The following is a 16,662-nucleotide window of genomic DNA, read 5'->3' on the forward strand; positions in this document are numbered from 1 at the left end:
AAATGGCTTTAAAATAGAGCACTTTTAAAAAAGAAGAGTTGAGAAAGGGTAAAAAGTCTTGCTTTGAGTCTTTTTATTCTCTTTTAATTTAATAAATCCTATAATGTAAGTTTTAGTTTAAGAAAGAAGCATAAAAGGCGGTAGTTGTGGATATATTTGATGAGATGTTTTCTAAAAGCCCTGAGGAGAAATTTTTTGAAACCTTAAGACATGCACCTTTGGGGGCTGTTGAGAAGTGTTTAAGAGCTTTTATAAGCGAACATATCGCCATGCTTGAGCTTTTAGAGCAAAAGGGCGTGAGTGAAGATGAACTTGAGCTTTATAAAATGGAAAATGAACTTTTGATTCAAGAACGTTTAAATGATCATTATATAGAGCTTGGAGCTAAAATTTTAGGACAAGAAGGATAGATGAGGGTAATCACTCTTTGTTCTTTGCTTATTTATGTAAGTTTTGCAGCTACTCCTGCGTTTGAGCATAGTTACGAGTTTAGCCTTAAAAAAGACGAACGAGCTTCTGTAAGCATTACTGAACTTGCGTATGATGATAAACAAAATTTTGACTTTTATTGGACTCTTTTTGATACAAATAAAATCATCGTGCATACAAGATACCGCAAATTTTCAAGGCAGTTTGTTTTAGCTTTGCGTAGAAATCTTAACTGGGCGACTCAAACTTTGATCCCTGATTATACGAATCCTCACATAGATAGAGCCAGACTTATCTTAGAATTTAGTGATTTTTCAAGAGGAGAGGCTAAGTTTAAGGTGTATATCGAGGATAAGCAAGCAAGGCTAGCAGTGGATTTTTTAGATCCAAGCAAACTTGATCCAAGTAAAACAAGCGATGCAACAAAGATAGTTCCGGGGATTTATTTTAATGAGGAGAAAAACACAAGCCTTCAACCAGCTCCTCAAACAGAGCAAATACCTCAAGTTTTAGAACCAAACGAAGTAGGGCAGACTAACCCTCAAGCACCATTAAATCAAGAAAATTAAAACAAAGGATAAGAAAGTGCAAGAAATCGATGAGTTTATAGCAAGTTTTATAAAGGATTTGGAGTATAAACCTATACTTTTAATGTGTTCAAAGCTGAAACCAGGTAAAAAACTTCGCTCAAAGCTCCTTTTAAATATAGCTAAGCCAAGCCAAGAAGCCTTTAAAATTTGTGCTTTAATCGAGCTTATTCACCTTGCAAGCTTGCTTCATGATGATGTTATTGATGAAGCAGAATTAAGACGAGGAGCAAAAAGTATTAATGCTGAATTTGGGGCTAAAAATACGATCATGCTGGGCGATATTTTGTATTCTAAGGCTTTTTTTGAGCTTTCAAAGCTTGATACAAGTTTTGCACAAATCATCTCAAATGCTGTTTTAAAGCTTTCAAAAGGCGAGCTTATGGATATAGAATTAAGCAAGAGTTTTAATGATGATGAAAAGGCTTATCTTGAGATGATCGATCATAAAACCGCAGCATTGATTGAAGCAAGTGCGAGGTGTGGGGCAATACTAGCTGGTTTTGATGAGGAAAAATTTGCTTTGTATGGTAAAAATCTTGGCATAGCCTTTCAGATCGTAGATGATATACTTGATATTAAAAATGACGCTCAAACACTTGGAAAACCGGCGATGAACGATTTTAAAGAAGGAAAATGCACACTGGCATATATCTTTGCACACAAGAATTTGCAAAAAGATGAAAAAATAAAACTTGAAAGCTTATTTAAAAAAGAACTCTGTCAAGATGAAGCAACTTGGCTTAAAGATATCATTGCTCCTTATTTAGATCAAAGCTTTATTTTAGCAAAAAATTATACACAAAGAGCTTTAAAGGCTATAGAAAGTTATCATAATGAGGCTTTAGAAGATATCGCCAAAACAATGATAAATAGGGAGTTTTGATGACTTATTTTTGTATAAGCTGGACGCATAAAAATACAGAGCTTATTCTGCGTGAGAAATTTTCTTTTTCAGATGAAGAAACAAAAAAACAATTTCTTTCCCAACTTATTAAGCATCAAAATATACAAGAATCTCTGCTTTTAAGCACTTGCAATAGGGTTGAAATTTTTGCTTTTGTAAAGGATAAGAACAAGGCTGGTTATTTGCTAGCTAGCGTTTTGGCTGAATTTTACAAACTTGATACAAATGAGCTTTATAATAGAGCTGATCTTTTTGAAGATACAGGAGCTATTCACCATCTTTTTTCAGTCGCTAGCTCACTTGATAGTCTAGTTGTTGGCGAAACACAGATCGCTAGACAACTCAAAGAAGCCTTTATCTTTGCTTTGGAGCATAAATTTTGTGATATTCATCTTTCAAGGGCGGTGCATTATGCCTTTAAATGTGCAGCTGTAATTAGAGCTCAAACGCAAATTTCCAAAAATCCTGTTTCAGTTTCTTCTGTAGCTGTGGCTAAGGCTAAAGAACTGCTTTCTTTAGAAGATAGAAAAGTTATAGTTATTGGTGCTGGAGAGATGAGTGAGCTAGCATGTAAGTATTTGCTTGCTGCAAGGGCTCATATTATTTTACTCAATAGAAGTTTAGAAAAATCCAAAGAACTTGCCTTAAAGCTTGGTAGAGGTGTAAAAATTGATAGCCTTGATAAACTTGAACACTATCTTAACACACACGAACTTTTTTTCTCGGCTACAAATTCGCCTCATTGTATCATTACTGATACTATGCTTAAAGAAGTGAGTTTTACGCGTTATTTTTTTGATATAGCTGTGCCAAGGGATATTGACTTAAAGCAAGGTAAAAATGTGCAAGTTTTTGCCGTAGATGACTTAAAAGAAGTGGTAAAAACAAATCTTGCCTTAAGAGAGGAACAAGCTAAAATAGCATATAAGATCATTGGCACTATGACAGAAAGCTTTTTTAGATATTTAAACAAACTAACCTTAACGCCTATAATTAGAGATTTAAGGCTTGAAGCAAAACGCTGTTCACAAGAAATTTTAAGCAAGGCTTTAAAAAAGGGTTACTTGAAGGGTTCAGATGAAGAAGAGGCAAGAAAGCTCATTCATCAAGCATTTAAAGCCTTTTTGCATACGCCAACATTAAGGCTTAAAGAGCTTGAAGGGCAAATTCAAAGCGATACTATCATCAATGCTTTGCGTTATGTTTTTGCCTTAGAAGATGAAAAATCTGGCTTAAATGAATACAAATGTGAATTAAATTTAAAGGATAACTGATGAAAATGAGTAAATTTTATGCACCAAGCACTAAGGAAAGTCCAAAAGATGCGATTTTAGCAAGTCATATTTTCTTACTTAGGGCTGGTTTTATCGAGCAAATTGGCAGTGGGCTTTATAATTTCTTGCCGCTTGGAAAAAAAGTTTATGATAAGATAGAAGCTATCATTAAAGAAGAAATGGATAAAGCAGGAGCCTTACAAACTAGCCTAAGCTTTGTAACTCCAGCATCTTTATGGCAAGAAAGCGGAAGGTATGAAACATATGGAAAAGGGCTTTTGCGCTTTAAAGATAGAAAAGAAAATGAATTTGTATTGGGTGCAACGCATGAAGAAGCGATGTTAAGTGTAGTTAAAAACAAAATTACAAGTTATAAACAACTGCCTTTAAATTTATATCAAATAGGGCTTAAATTTAGAGATGAGGCACGTCCTAGATTTGGGCTTTTAAGATGTCGTGAATTTGTGATGAAAGATGCGTATAGTTTTCATGCAAATGAGGAGTGTTTAGAGGCTGAATTTGATAATATGTTTGAGACTTACTCAAGGATTTTTACTCGCTTAGGACTTGATTTTAGAGCTGTTGAAGCTGATAGCGGAGCAATTGGAGGAAGCGGAAGTAAGGAATTTATGGTGCTTGCAAAAAGTGGCGAAGATGATATCATTATTTGTCAAAACTGCTCTTATGCGGCAAATATTGAGGTTGCAAAAAGAGCTAAAAGAACGAGCAAAGAAGAGCGTCCTGAAGCAAATTATGCAAGTAAATTTCATACTCCAAATACAAAAACTATCAAGGCTGTGGCTGAATTTTTTAAAATTGCTGAATTTTATACCATCAAGGCTGTGGTAAAAAGGGCTATTTATGAAAATGAAAGTAAATTAGTTGTGTTTTTTCTAAGGGGCGATGATGATTTGCAAACGACAAAAGCTAAAAATGCGTGCAATGCTCTTGATATAGTAGATGCTGAAGAAAGCGAGCTTATAGAATCTGGCTTAACACCCGGATTTATCGGCTTTGTGGGCTTAAAAGATGTCAATTTTTATGTGGATAATGAGCTTTATGAAGAAAGCAATATGATCATGGGAGCAAATGAAAAAGACTATCATCTTGTAGGCATAAATGTCAGCAATCTTAACAAAGATCGTTTCAAAGACTTATGCGAGGTAAAAGAAGATGATATATGTGCGTGTTGTGGCGGTGTGCTTAAGATGAGTAAGGGTATAGAAGTGGGGCACATCTTTAAGCTTCGCACGAAGTATTCAAGTGCGATGAATGCGAATTTTTTAGATGAAAATGGCAAAGCTCAACCTTTTTATATGGGGTGTTATGGTATAGGCGTAAGTCGTTTGGTGGCTGTAGCTGTAGAGGCAAGTCATGATGAAAAAGGCATAGTATGGAACAAAACACTCACACCTTTTGCTTTGCATATCATCATCTCAAATATCAAAGATGAAAAAGCCTTTAAATTTGGAGAAGAACTTTATAATAAGCTCATCCAGCAAGGCTTATCAGTGCTTTTTGATGATAGAAATGAACGTTATGGAGTAAAGATTAATGATTTTGAACTTATGGGCTTTTCTTATGCTTTAATTGTAGGTAAGGGCTTAGAAGAAGGCTTTGTTGAGCTTGTGAAGCGAGAAAAGCTTGAAAAAACTCGCTTGAGTGCTGATTTGAACGAACTTGAAGAAAAATTAAAAAAAGTTTTATCATGAATTACTTCCGCTTTTCTATCTTTCCTTTTGCTTTGCTTGAATTTTTAGTAAGCGTGCTTTTTGTTTTTACCTTTGGCTTTGGAAATTTTTTGATTTTTTTACTTGCAAGTGTGATTGTAGGTGTGATCTTACTTGCCGTGTTTTGGAAAAATATGCTTGAATTTCAGCTTTTGCATCCTAAGGAAATGCTAGCCCAATTTGCTTATATTATCGCTGCTTTTTTATTTATAGTTCCCGGTGTTTTAAGCTCATGTATAGCCTTTTTTATCTTAATTTTTGCCCTTATTTTTAAAGGTAAAAAAAGAGAAAAACAGGCTTTTGCAAGCTTTAGCAGGGAAGAAAAATCGAGTAAAAGCAAAGTATATGATGAAGAAATCATTGATGTAGAGATCATTAAGGAGTAAAGATGAGACTAATAATCGCAACACGAAAAAGCCAACTTGCTTTGTGGCAGAGTGAATTTGTCAGAACAAGTCTTTTAAAAGAGCATGCGAATTTAGAACTTTTACTTCAAGGCTTTAAGACAAAAGGCGATGTTTTGCTTGATAGTCCCTTAGCTAAGATAGGCGGAAAGGGGCTTTTTACTAAAGAGCTTGAAGAAAGTATGCTAAGAGGAGAAGCCCAGCTTGCGGTGCATAGTCTTAAAGATGTGCCAAGTTTTTTACCTCATGGGCTTGTTTTAGCTGCACTTTGTAAAAGACATAGTCCAAATGATGCTTTGCTTAGCGATAAATTCAAAGATTTTCAAGCCTTACCAAAGGGTGCTAAGATAGGCACGACAAGCTTAAGACGTAAAATGCAGCTGCTTGCTTTACGTGCTGATTTAAATATCATCTCTTTAAGGGGAAATGTTAATTCTCGCATAGAAAAGCTTAAAAAGGGCGAGTTTGATGCTATAGTTTTGGCTCAAGCTGGTATTGAACGCTTAAATTTAGATAAGCTTGTGAATTTTATTTATACTTTTAGTCTTGATGAGATGATACCAGCGGCTTCTCAAGGCATACTTGGCATAGAAAGCGTTGATAAAAAGGAAATTTTAGAGCTTTTAAAATGTTTAAATGATGAAAATGCAAGCATTGAAAGCAAGATAGAAAGAGATTTTATAAAAGAGCTTGAAGGCGGTTGTCAAGTGCCAATTGGTATAAATGCAAAGATAAATGGTGATGAAATAGAGCTTAGAGCGGTTTTAGGTTTGCCTGATGCAAGTAAAATGATTCAAGAAAAACTTGTGATTAAAAAAGCTGAGTATAACACAGCTGGAACTAACTTAGCTCAACAATTCATCAAACAAGGTGCAAAAGAGCTTTTAAAAGAGGCTGAAAAGATGATATAAGAGGAAAAAATAATGCAAAAATTCATTAAAATTTTAGAAGAAAATAACTTACTTAAAGTCATATCAGATCCAATTGATACAGAACTTGAAATGGCTCATATTGCCTATATAGAAGCCAAAAAAGGCGAGGAAGGCAAGGCTTTGCTTTTTACAAATGCTATCAATAGAAAAGAAAATAAAAACTATGAATTTAGCGTGCTAATGAATACCTTTTGTAATAAAAAAGCCCTTTATCTAATCTTTGGCAAGGATTGTGAAGAAGTAGCAAGCGAAATAGCAAGCCTTTTAAAGCTCCATATCCCTACAAATTTTGGTGCAAAGCTTGATTTTTTTAAAACCCTTCTTAGTCTTAAAAATATCCCGCCAAAACGTGCTAAAGGCTTACAAGCAGACTTTAAATTTAAAACCCTAAAAAATCTTGATGAACTGCCTATCTTAAAAACTTGGAGCAAAGACGCTGGTAAGTTTATTACTATGGGGCAAGTTTATACCCAAAGCCTTGATGGCACGCAAAATAATCTTGGTATGTATCGCCTGCAAGTAAGTGCTCAAAATGAGCTTTTATTTCATACTCAAATTCACAAAGACAGCACGCATTTTTTTAACGAATACAAAAAGGCTGGTAAAAAAATGCCTGTAAGTATAGCTATAGGTGGTGATCCGCTTTATATTTGGTGTGCTCAAGCTCCTTTGCCAAAGGGGATTTTTGAACTTTTGCTTTATGGCTTTATCAAAAAACATCCGGCTCAACTTGTAAAATGTGAAAGTAATGAACTTTTTGTGCCAAAAGATAGCGACATAGTCATCGAAGGTTTTGTGGATACAAATGAATTTAAGCTTGAAGGTCCTTTTGGCGATCATACCGGTTTTTATACCCCAGCCGAACTTTTTCCGGTGATTAAGGTGGAAAAGATTTTTGCTAAGAAAAATGCTGTGTATCAAGCCACAGTTGTGGGTAAGCCTCCGCTTGAAGATAGGGTGATGGGGCTTGGCACAGAAAGGGTGTTTTTGCCACTTTTACAAACTACTACACCTGATTTGATTGATTATAAAATGCCTGAAAATGGGGTATTTCACAATCTTATCTTAGCAAAGATCAAACCAAACTACCCAGCACATGCCCAGCAAATCATGCACGCTTTTTGGGGAGTAGGGCAGATGAGCTTTGTTAAGCATGCTGTTTTTGTTGATGAAAAAGCACCTAGACTTGAGGATTATGAGGCTTTGATTTTGCATATCTTGAACCGCTTTAAGGCTGAAAATTTACTCATTAGTAGTGGGGTGTGTGATCAACTCGATCATGCTTCACCAAATGCTTGTTTTGGCGGAAAGCTTGGGCTTGATGCTACAAATGATGAGCTTGGTAAAGATGAGCTTGAAAGACTTGACGATGAAGCTTTACTTAAACTTTTTAAGCAAGTTGATGAAAATATCAGCGCTTTAAAGCAGTTTTTTATACAAAGTAAAAGTCCTATAACTTGCATTTTGGTGGATAAAAAAACAGCACATAAAGAATTTTTTGAAAAACTTTTAAAATTTAAAAAGCATTTTAAAATTCTCATTTTTTTGGATACAAATAATCACCTAGAAAACCCATATATGCTCCTTTGGCGTGTGGTAAATAACATAGATGCTCAAAGAGATGTTTTTATCAAAGATGAATGCGTAGGCGTTGATGCAAGTGCAAAAGGCGATCTTGAGGGTTATACAAGGACTTGGCCTGAGCAAACAGATTGTGATAAAAGTGTAGTCGAGGGCTTGATTTTAAGAAATATCATTAAGCAAGACAAAGCTCTTTTTGATCAATTTGAGCTTTTTGAATGAAGATTAGGCTAATCAAAGAAACAAAAGCAAGTAATTAGAGCTTGCTTTGCATTTATAGCTAAATTTTTCATCTACCACAAAAATATAAATTGATAAAATTTATATTTTAAAATTTGAAAATGATTTCATAAAAGTTAGATAAACAAAGGCAAAAGCTTTTTATTAACATCTAAAATCTTTTATGGCTTGGCTTAAGATAAAACAGGGCAGATTTTTAAATCTTGCTAAGTGGATTTTAAAACATTAAATCAAGATAAATTTATCAAAGCTTGTTTGTAAGATAGCTCAAATTTACACTAAAATTCCAAAAAAATAGAAAAGTAAATTTTCATCTTCTTTACTTTGCCTACGATAAAAAGCCTATAAAATGCGAAAAAAATTGTAGTTTGAGTTCAGTTTTTATGTATTTTTACTTTCTATTCGCCATTTGATAGATAAAAGCAAAGACTTCAGCTACAGCTTTATACATATTTGGCGGAATTTCATCGCCTAAGTCAAGTTTAGAAAGTATCTCGACTAAGTCCTCATCTTCTTTGATCGGCACGCCGTGTTCTTTGGCTAGACTTATCATCTTTGCTGCACTTTCACCCTTGCCTGTAGCAAGGACTTTTGGGGCTTGATTGCTTTCTTGATTATACCCTAGTGCGACAGCTTTTTTAATAGAACTTTTTGCCATTTTACGCCTTTTTATCTATACCCATTTGTAGATCATAATCCCTCACACCAGCATTTGTTTGATCAAATTTACTTCGCACTATATCGCCCACAAAAAAATTTGAGCTTAAAAGTCCAGCTTTATTAATCGCTCTTTTAAGCTCATGAGCGTTTTCATAAATTCGTTTTCTAAATTCCTTATCTTCTGCCATGATATTAATATCAATGTATTTTTCATTATTTAAGGCTATGAGTATGTCAAGTTCGCCCAGTTTAGCAAACTCAAGCTTGATTTGGGCAAAAAATTTATCTTTTTTACCCCTTTTAAACACAAGTTTTGAGTCGTTTAAATCCTCCCAAAAAAAAGGCAGATAAGTGTTTATACTTTCATTTGCTAAGGACATAAGCTGGTTCATTTCAATTTGAGCTAAAAGGCGGTTGGCTTGATTAGCAATAGCCTCATTATCCGTGCTTTTAGCTAAATTTGAAACCTGCAAAAGCGTAGATTTTATATCACTTTTTAATTCATTTATGACTTCGTGTTCATTTTTTGTAGTAATTTGAGCTAAATCTTTGCTTGCATTTTGCATTTTGTGCGTTAGATTTTTAAGTTCGCTTAAATTGCTTTTCGCTTCACTAGCACCTAAATCAAGTTGTTTAAGGCTTTCATTGAGCTTTCTATTTAGCGTATTTATATCTTTACTAAGTTGTTCAAGTTCAAGCATTTGGGTTTTTTCATTTGAAAAGACGAGGTTTTTTACCTTAGCTTCTAAATTTTGTATGGCTTTATTGGCTTCATTTGGTTGAGTTTGTATAATTTTTTCTTGCGAAATTTTGGTGTTTTGTGTATTTAAATTTGTGTTTATTTGGATATTTTGTGGGTTTTTAGGATTTTCTTTTAGAGTTTGGGCTGTGTTTTCTTTTGGCATTTCTTTGGTATTTTTGCTCATTTCCTTGCCCAAGTCCTTAGCTAATTCTTTGTTTAAATCCTTGTTCGTTTCATTTTTAATACTTTCTTTAGAGGCTTCTTTTGGGCTTTCTTTAATGTTTTCTTTCTCTTTTTTGATAATAGTTTCTTGAATATTTTCATCTAAGGATGTTTCATCTTGAGTGAGGTTTTCTTTGTTTTGTTCGTTTAAATTTGCCTTTTCATTTGTGTTTTTGCTTTGTATTTCATTTGTTTTTAAATTCGTGTCTTTAATTTGAGTTTTTTCATTATTTTGATCTGTTTTTAATAGCTCTTGATCCTCATCTTGAAGAAGCTCTTGTGTGTTTTTGTGTGTTTTTAAATCCTTATTTGCTTCATTTTTTTGCAAAGTTTGAACCTTTTCATCTTTAAATTCTGTATTTGATGAAGGGGTTTTAGAGTGTGTTTGTTCTTCGTTGGCATTTGTTTTAACCTCAACAAAAGCGTTAAAATTTGGGCTTTTATCCTGAATATTTTGGGTGTTTTGAGGCGTAAAAGGCTTAGCTTGAATGATATCTTTAAGTGTTTCTTTGAGTTTCATAAAGCTTTGATTTAAATCTTTCAAAAAATTTGTATCTTTTAAGGCTAAATTTTGAGGTTTTGAAAGCTCTTGTTTAAATTGTGGCTCAAGCTTTTCAAGCTTTGAGAGTATGTTATTTGCGATTTGGCTAAGTTTTTCTTGGGCTAAATTTGGATTTTTACTGATATAAAATTTGAAGTTTTCAAGTTTTGAGCTAAGTGAAAGTAGGGTTTTAAAAGCACTTCCTTTAAGAAGACTTGCATTTTCATTTTTTTGATTTTGTATGATGTTTTTAAGCTCGTTTAAAGAGCTTTTTGCGTCAAGTTCTTTGTCAGCTAGGGCTATGATTTGAGTAGCTATTTTTGGGCTTGAAAGCGATTTTATAGTATTTAAAAGACTGTGAAAGCTGCTTGGAAGTTGTTCTTTGTTAAGTGCGTTTTTTAATTTTGCTTCAAAAAATACGCCTGAATTTTTAAACAAAGGAGCAAGATTATCAGCCTTCATTTGGCTTGCTGGCTTTAAAATTTGCTCTAGTTTTGCAAACAAATCCTTAAAAATTTCATTTTTTTTCATCTCATTAGCAAGAAATTTAAGCTCGTTACTAAAATTTGGAGCAAAATTTAGCTTTTCTCCTTGTTCGATGAGCTTTGAGCTGTCTTTAGTGCCAAGTTGGTTTAAGAGCTTATTGACGAGTTCTTTAAGCTTTAAATTGAGCTCATCGCTGTTTGTGTTAAGCTCTTTTATGGGTAAAGCTGTGGTGCTTGAAAGCCCTAAATTTTTCTTTAAAGCTTCTGTTAGGACTTCTTTTGAATTACTTTTATCATTTTTGTTTTCAGCTTTTGAATCTGTTTTGTTTAAATTTGAATTAATATTTGTTTGAGCGACTTGACTTGAGATGATGGAGGAATTAATCATGGTTTTTCCTTATATTTGGCTTATTGATCGCAAAAAGGATTAAAAAGCCTAAGGCACACAAATAAAAAAGCGTAAAGCCCTGATATGAAAAATACTGCATTAAAGCACCTAAAAGAGTAGGGCAGAGCAAAGAGCCAAGTGAGTAGCAAAAAAGCACTGAACGGTTAAGCTCAACTAGCTTGCTTTTATCCTCAAGCATATCATTAGCACGTGCTAAAGCTAGGGCATAAAGCGGTCCTATACCAACACCGAGCAAAAAAGAAAGCAAGCATTGAACAACAAAGCCAAGCTTAAAGCAAAAAAGCAAGCTTATAGCACTTAAAGCAATGCTTGCACACAGGATAATAGCAAATTTTCGCCCTATCTTATCAGAGATAAAGCCAACTCCAAGCTGTGCGCTAAAGCTTCCAAGCATCATCGCAAACATAAAAATCGAAACCTGAGCTGCCTCAAAGCCTTGTAAAAGTATATACAAAGAAGACATTGAAAAAAAGCCGTTTAAGAGCATACCAGCGATAAAACTTGTTACAAAAGCCAAAGGCACAAGATCAAAAACCTTAGGGAGTGAAATTTGACTTTGCTTTTGTAAAATAGGCTCTTTGATACGGATAAGATTTAAAGGCAAAGATGAAAACATGATAAGACAAGCTGAAATGATGAAAATTTCATATTTGTTTAAGTTTAAAGCAAGAAGTAATGTCCCACTACCAAGTGCAAGATAAAAAGTAACCTCATAAAGGCTTAAAGCTCTTGAGCGGTTGGCATTTTTTGCTTTGTCATTAAGCCATGATTCAATGAGCATTAAAAAAGCATAATAACAATACCCAAGCACCAGTCTTAAAATCGTCCAAAACCAAATCGCATCACTTATAGAATGTAAGATAATACAAATGGCAAAACACGAGCCAAACACTCCAAAAGCCCTTATATGTCCTATCTTTGTGATGATTTTATGAGCGCTCATGGTGCTTAAAAGTGCACCTAGGAAAAAGCAAGAATTTACAAGCCCTATACCAAAAAAGGAAACCCCAGCCTCTTTAAGTATCACACCCACTGAAGAAACGATGAGTGCATAGCCTGCAAAAACAAAGATCATCGAGATAAACAAAGCCCCAAGGCTTTTTATCGTCCTTTTATATACACTCATTTTTTTCTAATTGTAACTCCAACTTTTCTAATCATAATCCCAAAATACAAAATGCCTAGAAGCAAAGCAAAGATACCGGCAAACAAGCCAAAAATACTCAAATATCCATTTTTTTGTAAAAATAAAAAAATAAGCACAAACACTATATATACAAAGATTTTTAAGCCACTAAAAAACCACAAAAAATTTTTAAACTTTGGTTTTAAATCGGCATTTGTGTCTAAAAATTTGACAAATACAAGTTTTTTTTGAGGTTTTTTATACCAAATACACAAGGGCTTTGTGATAATGCTTAAACTTCCAAGCTCTCTTAAAATAAGTTTTTTATAGTTTAAATACGAGCTTAAAAAGATAAAAAAGGCTCCAAAAAAGCTTAATTCAAAGTTTAAAAAAAGAGCTAAACTTAAGCCCCTAAAAGCAAAGCTTATAAAAAGCACAAGCAAATGAAAACACAAAAGGCTTATAAAAAGGTTATTTTTTTGCTCTATAAAAGTTTTTTTTGCAAGGTTTGAAAGCTCATTCATCGATCAGTTTTACCTTCATCAAAATCATCTTCTTCTAGGTCTTTAGGGGCATAACGCACCCCATCTTTAAACTCCTCATAGCTTGCTACTTGGGCTTTATAGGCTTTATATACATTTAAAATTGCTGCTGCTACGCCTATAAACACGCCTAACCAAAAAAGCCAGCTTATGCCTGTATATTTTTTGAGCAAATACCCCAAGCCAACCCCTATAAGCACAGCCACAACCATAGAAATTCCAAGACTTAAGCCATCAGCTGCTTCTACGCCTTTTTTGATGAATTTTGTTCTTTTACTCATAGACTTTTAAAGCTTTCATAGGCTTTTTCACTTACTTCATCGATAAGCTTTTTATCCATTTTGTCGCAAATAAAGCCTATTTCAAATTGAGAGCAAGCCAGATAAACACCCTTTTTAAGCATAGCTTGATGAAATTTAGCAAAAAGTTTAAGATTGCTTTTTAAGGCATCTTGATAGTTTAAAACCTCGTTTTCATTAAAGAAAAAACCAAACATAGAACCAATGCAAGTTGTTTGTAAGGCTATGTTTTTTAAGTTTGCACCTTCTTTAAAGCCTTTCATCAGCCTTGCACCAAGTTCTCCAAGTTTAGTATAAAGCATTTTATCTTTCATCGCTTTTTTTAGACTTGCTATGCCAGCTGCCATAGCTAAAGGATTGCCACTTAGCGTTCCTGCTTGATATACTCCGCCCAAAGGACTTAACAAATCCATAATCTCAGCCCTGCCAGCAAAAGCAGCCGCAGGTAAGCCTCCACCTATAACCTTGCCAAAAGTTACAAGATCAGCCTTTATGCCATTTATACCAAAAGAGCCTTTTAAGCTTGCTCTAAATCCGCTCATCACTTCATCAAAGATTAAAAGTGTGCCGTGTTTTTTGCAAAGTTCAGCAAGATTTTCTAAAAATTTAGCCTTTGCTGGCACAAGTCCCATATTTCCAGCGATTGGTTCGATGATAACACAAGCTATATCTTTGTGTGTATCAAAAAGAGCCTCAACACTTTTTATATCATTATAACTTGCCACTAAAGTGTGTTTAGCTAAATCTTTTAAAACTCCTAAAGAACTTGGTGTATTAAAAGTGGCTAGTCCAGAACCAGCACTTACGAGCAAAGAATCACTATGTCCGTGATAGCAACCTTCAAATTTGAGGATTTTATCGCGTTGTGTGAAGCCTCTTGCAAGGCGAATGGCACTCATTGTCGCTTCTGTGCCACTGCTTACAAAGCGGATTTTATCAAGGTGCTTGAAATTTTCTAGGACAAGTTTGGCAAGCTGTGTTTCTAAAAGGGTTGGTGCTCCAAAGCTCGTGCCTTTTTTCAAGGCTTTTTCACAGGCTTTTGTGATATCTTTATCACAATGCCCAAAGAGCAAAGGTCCCCAACTTTGCACGAAGTCTATATAGCTTTTACCTTCTATATCGCTGATAAAAGCTCCTTTACCTTTATCGATAAACAAAGGATTTGAACCCACCGAACTAAAAGCACGAACAGGTGAATTAACCCCACCAACGATGAACTTGCAAGCTTGTTTAAAGGCTTTTTTGTTTGTCATTTTTTCTCCTTGTTGAGTTCTTGTATATAATTATAAAGCGTAACAATTTCACTTGGTGTAAGCGAATAAGTAGGCATTATGCTTTTTGTATCTTTATCTTCAATCAAAGCCTCTTTAAATGCTTCAAAGCTTAAATTTTGTATGCTTGGCACAGTGAAAGGCTCTTTCTCACCTTTTTTGGTGTAATAACCCAAGACCTGCGAAGCCCCATCAGCTCCATGGCATTCTTTACATGATATGCCACGAGGATTTTCATAGAGCATTTTTGCATATTCTTTTAAAGTGATAAAATCTTCAGCTAAAGCAAAACTCAGCCCAAATACGCATAAAATCATAAGTTTCAATTTTTTTACCTTTATTGTCTATCTTTAATGAAAAAAAAGTTTTATTATGATACAATTTTTTTTATAAAAAAAGCTATAAATTCAAGGAAAAATGATGACCTTACTTGACGGAAAAAAAATCAGCCAAGAACTTAAAACAGAAGTGGTAAATGAGGCTAAAAAACTTAAAGAACAAGGAATAGAGCCTTGTTTGGCTGTAGTTTTAGTAGGCAATGATCTAGCAAGCAATACTTATGTAAATAATAAAGCCAAAGCTTGCGAGGCGTGTAAGATAAAGTCTTTGGTTTATAAGCTCAATGAGCAAACAACGCAAAATGAGCTTTTAGCTCTTATTAACACTTTAAATTATGATGATAGCATTGATGGAATTTTAGTGCAACTTCCCTTACCAGCTCATATCAACAAAAATATAGTGCTTGAAAGTATCAATTCAAACAAAGACGTTGATGGCTTTCATCCCTTTAATGTGGGCTGTTTGAGCTCAAATTTAAAAGGTGGATTTGTTGCTTGCACCCCACAAGGTGTGATTTATCTTTTAAAAAGCTATGGCATAAAGTTAAGTGGGCTTGATGCCGTGGTTATAGGAGCTTCAAACATAGTTGGTCGTCCTATGGCAACTTTGCTTTTAAATGAAGGGGCAAGTGTGAGTATTTGCCATATTAAAACTAAGGATTTAAGTTTATACACTAAAAGGGCTGATTTGATCGTGGTCGCAGCTGGGTATGCTGGGCTTTTAAAAGCTGATATGGTAAAAGAAGGTGTTATCGTCGTTGATGTGGGGATAAACCACATTAATGGTAAGCTTGTGGGCGATGTAGATTTTGAAGAAGTAGGCAAAAAAGCAAGCTTCATCTCACCAGTTCCTGGCGGTGTAGGACCTATGACTATAGCTATGCTTTTGAAAAACACCATCAAAGCAGCCAAAAACCGCGTTAAATTTGAAAATTAAGCGTTCATTTGCTTGTTTAGTTTAAAATACAACTTTAAAATTCACAAAACAGCTTCTAAAATAAAAGCTCATTTTAAGGAAGAAAATGCAAAAACTTAAGAGTATTCATAAATTCTCACAATCTTGGATAGGCACAATTATCATCGTTTTGCTTGTAATTTTTTTCTTTATTCAAGCTTTTACTATACCGAGTGGTTCGATGAAAAACACGCTTTTGGTTGGGGATTTTTTATTTGTAAAGAAATTTAGTTATGGTTTGCCAATTCCACATATTCCTTGGGTTGAAGTGCCTATTTTACCAGATTTTAACGGCGATGGACATTTGCTTCGCGGTAAAGAGCCACAACGTGGTGATATAGTTGTTTTTCGTAATCCACTCGATCCAAAAATTCATTTTGTTAAACGTCTTGTGGCAAAGGGTGGCGATGAAGTTGTGATGGTTGGTTCGACTCTGTATGTTAAGATGAGCGAGGGTGATGAATATATGAAACAAAACTATGCAGATAGTATCGTTTATATTCAAAATCAAATTTTTGTTAAAGAACCTTACAAGCAAAAAGGCATACATACTGATGAGCGAGTAGATATGGAGGCAACTTATAATCTTTATCTAAGCAGAAATGCCTTTGCTATGCAGCCTATTATTTTGTCAGGTTTTGGCGAAGTGGGTGCGAATGGGGCAAATGCGTATTATTATGCTGTGCCTCAAGATGAGTATTTTATGATGGGTGATAATCGCGATCATTCAAATGATAGTCGTTTTTGGGGTTCTGTGCCTTATAAATTTATTGTTGGCACACCTTGGTTTACGTATTTTTCTTGGGACGAAAACAAAAATATACGCTGGGAGAGAATAGGGCGTTTTATCGATACTCTAGAAAATGATGAGCGATACATACACCATAAAGAAAGCAAAATAGGGGCTTTAGAGTAGAAACAATCTTGTCTTTTGTTTTTCATTTGCTTCATTTATCGTTGTCAGTTTTACACCACAAGCTTTTGTTGG

The 16,662-nt window shown here is 34.5% G+C and carries 17 protein-coding genes; 10 read left to right on the plus strand and 7 right to left on the minus strand.

What is annotated here, in order from left to right:
* The first annotated feature begins 146 nt into the window (after nt 1-146).
* Genes DMB91_RS00380 through DMB91_RS00415 form a run of 8 tightly spaced genes read left to right on the plus strand, consistent with a single transcriptional unit; the run spans nt 147 to nt 8,066 of the window.
* Nucleotides 147-410: a DUF2018 family protein gene (locus tag DMB91_RS00380; protein WP_034903973.1), complete on the plus strand. Its 264-nt coding sequence runs from the start codon at nt 147-149 to the stop codon at nt 408-410.
* On the plus strand, nt 411-998 hold the full coding sequence (locus tag DMB91_RS00385) for an exporting protein (protein WP_409513453.1): 588 nt from the start codon (nt 411-413) through the stop codon (nt 996-998).
* Between the two features lie 16 nt (nt 999-1,014).
* Nucleotides 1,015-1,902 (plus strand): polyprenyl synthetase family protein, encoded by an 888-nt coding sequence (locus DMB91_RS00390; protein WP_034903971.1) that lies wholly within the window; start codon nt 1,015-1,017, stop codon nt 1,900-1,902.
* On the plus strand, nt 1,902-3,197 hold the full coding sequence (gene hemA / locus DMB91_RS00395; RefSeq protein WP_034903969.1) for a glutamyl-tRNA reductase: 1,296 nt from the start codon (nt 1,902-1,904) through the stop codon (nt 3,195-3,197). Before DMB91_RS00390 ends, hemA begins: the two co-directional genes overlap by 1 nt.
* Nucleotides 3,194-4,909 carry a proline--tRNA ligase gene (locus tag DMB91_RS00400; protein WP_143116757.1) on the plus strand — a complete coding sequence of 572 codons (1,716 nt, stop codon included), beginning with the start codon at nt 3,194-3,196 and terminating at the stop codon, nt 4,907-4,909. Before hemA ends, DMB91_RS00400 begins: the two co-directional genes overlap by 4 nt.
* Nucleotides 4,906-5,313, plus strand: coding sequence for an integral membrane protein (locus DMB91_RS00405; RefSeq protein ID WP_034903963.1), 408 nt, complete (start codon nt 4,906-4,908; stop codon nt 5,311-5,313). Before DMB91_RS00400 ends, DMB91_RS00405 begins: the two co-directional genes overlap by 4 nt.
* Before the next feature lie 2 nt (nt 5,314-5,315).
* Complete coding sequence (gene hemC / locus DMB91_RS00410) at nt 5,316-6,242, plus strand: hydroxymethylbilane synthase (protein WP_034903958.1); 927 nt, start codon at nt 5,316-5,318, stop codon at nt 6,240-6,242.
* 12 nt (nt 6,243-6,254) lie between these two features.
* A complete protein-coding gene (locus tag DMB91_RS00415; protein ID WP_034903956.1) occupies nt 6,255-8,066 on the plus strand; it encodes a menaquinone biosynthesis decarboxylase in 1,812 nt (603 codons plus the stop codon).
* Between the two features lie 409 nt (nt 8,067-8,475).
* Here the strand turns inward: DMB91_RS00415 and DMB91_RS00420 are convergent, their stop codons facing one another.
* The 7 genes from DMB91_RS00420 to DMB91_RS00450 are packed head-to-tail and all read right to left on the minus strand — an operon-like array spanning nt 8,476 to nt 14,698.
* Nucleotides 8,476-8,742 (minus strand): FlhB-like flagellar biosynthesis protein, encoded by a 267-nt coding sequence (locus DMB91_RS00420; protein WP_034903953.1) that lies wholly within the window; start codon nt 8,740-8,742, stop codon nt 8,476-8,478.
* Between the two features lies 1 nt (nt 8,743).
* Nucleotides 8,744-11,122, minus strand: coding sequence for a flagellar hook-length control protein FliK (locus DMB91_RS00425; protein WP_034903950.1), 2,379 nt, complete (start codon nt 11,120-11,122; stop codon nt 8,744-8,746).
* Nucleotides 11,115-12,269: an MFS transporter gene (locus DMB91_RS00430; RefSeq protein WP_052043176.1), complete on the minus strand. Its 1,155-nt coding sequence runs from the start codon at nt 12,267-12,269 to the stop codon at nt 11,115-11,117. Before DMB91_RS00430 ends, DMB91_RS00425 begins: the two co-directional genes overlap by 8 nt.
* A complete protein-coding gene (locus DMB91_RS00435; protein WP_052043175.1) occupies nt 12,266-12,793 on the minus strand; it encodes a hypothetical protein in 528 nt (175 codons plus the stop codon). The genes DMB91_RS00430 and DMB91_RS00435 overlap by 4 nt, the downstream gene beginning before the upstream one ends.
* Entirely contained in the window at nt 12,790-13,092 is a 303-nt protein-coding gene (locus DMB91_RS00440; protein ID WP_034903948.1) for an AtpZ/AtpI family protein, read from the minus strand. The genes DMB91_RS00435 and DMB91_RS00440 overlap by 4 nt, the downstream gene beginning before the upstream one ends.
* On the minus strand, nt 13,089-14,363 hold the full coding sequence (gene hemL / locus DMB91_RS00445) for a glutamate-1-semialdehyde 2,1-aminomutase (protein ID WP_034903946.1): 1,275 nt from the start codon (nt 14,361-14,363) through the stop codon (nt 13,089-13,091). Before hemL ends, DMB91_RS00440 begins: the two co-directional genes overlap by 4 nt.
* The gene (locus tag DMB91_RS00450; RefSeq protein WP_034904228.1) at nt 14,360-14,698 is read right to left on the minus strand and encodes a c-type cytochrome; all 339 of its coding nucleotides are present in this window, start codon (nt 14,696-14,698) and stop codon (nt 14,360-14,362) included. The genes hemL and DMB91_RS00450 overlap by 4 nt, the downstream gene beginning before the upstream one ends.
* 103 nt (nt 14,699-14,801) lie before the next feature.
* On the opposite strand from DMB91_RS00450, the gene folD reads away from it, so the two are divergent.
* The gene (gene folD, locus DMB91_RS00455) at nt 14,802-15,656 is read left to right on the plus strand and encodes a bifunctional methylenetetrahydrofolate dehydrogenase/methenyltetrahydrofolate cyclohydrolase FolD (RefSeq protein WP_034903943.1); all 855 of its coding nucleotides are present in this window, start codon (nt 14,802-14,804) and stop codon (nt 15,654-15,656) included.
* Between the two features lie 85 nt (nt 15,657-15,741).
* Complete coding sequence (gene lepB / locus DMB91_RS00460) at nt 15,742-16,590, plus strand: signal peptidase I (protein ID WP_034903940.1); 849 nt, start codon at nt 15,742-15,744, stop codon at nt 16,588-16,590.
* The last annotated feature ends 72 nt before the right edge of the window (nt 16,591-16,662 follow it).

It is taken from the genome of Campylobacter sp. MIT 97-5078, assembly GCF_006864455.1.
GTDB lineage: Bacteria > Campylobacterota > Campylobacteria > Campylobacterales > Campylobacteraceae > Campylobacter_D.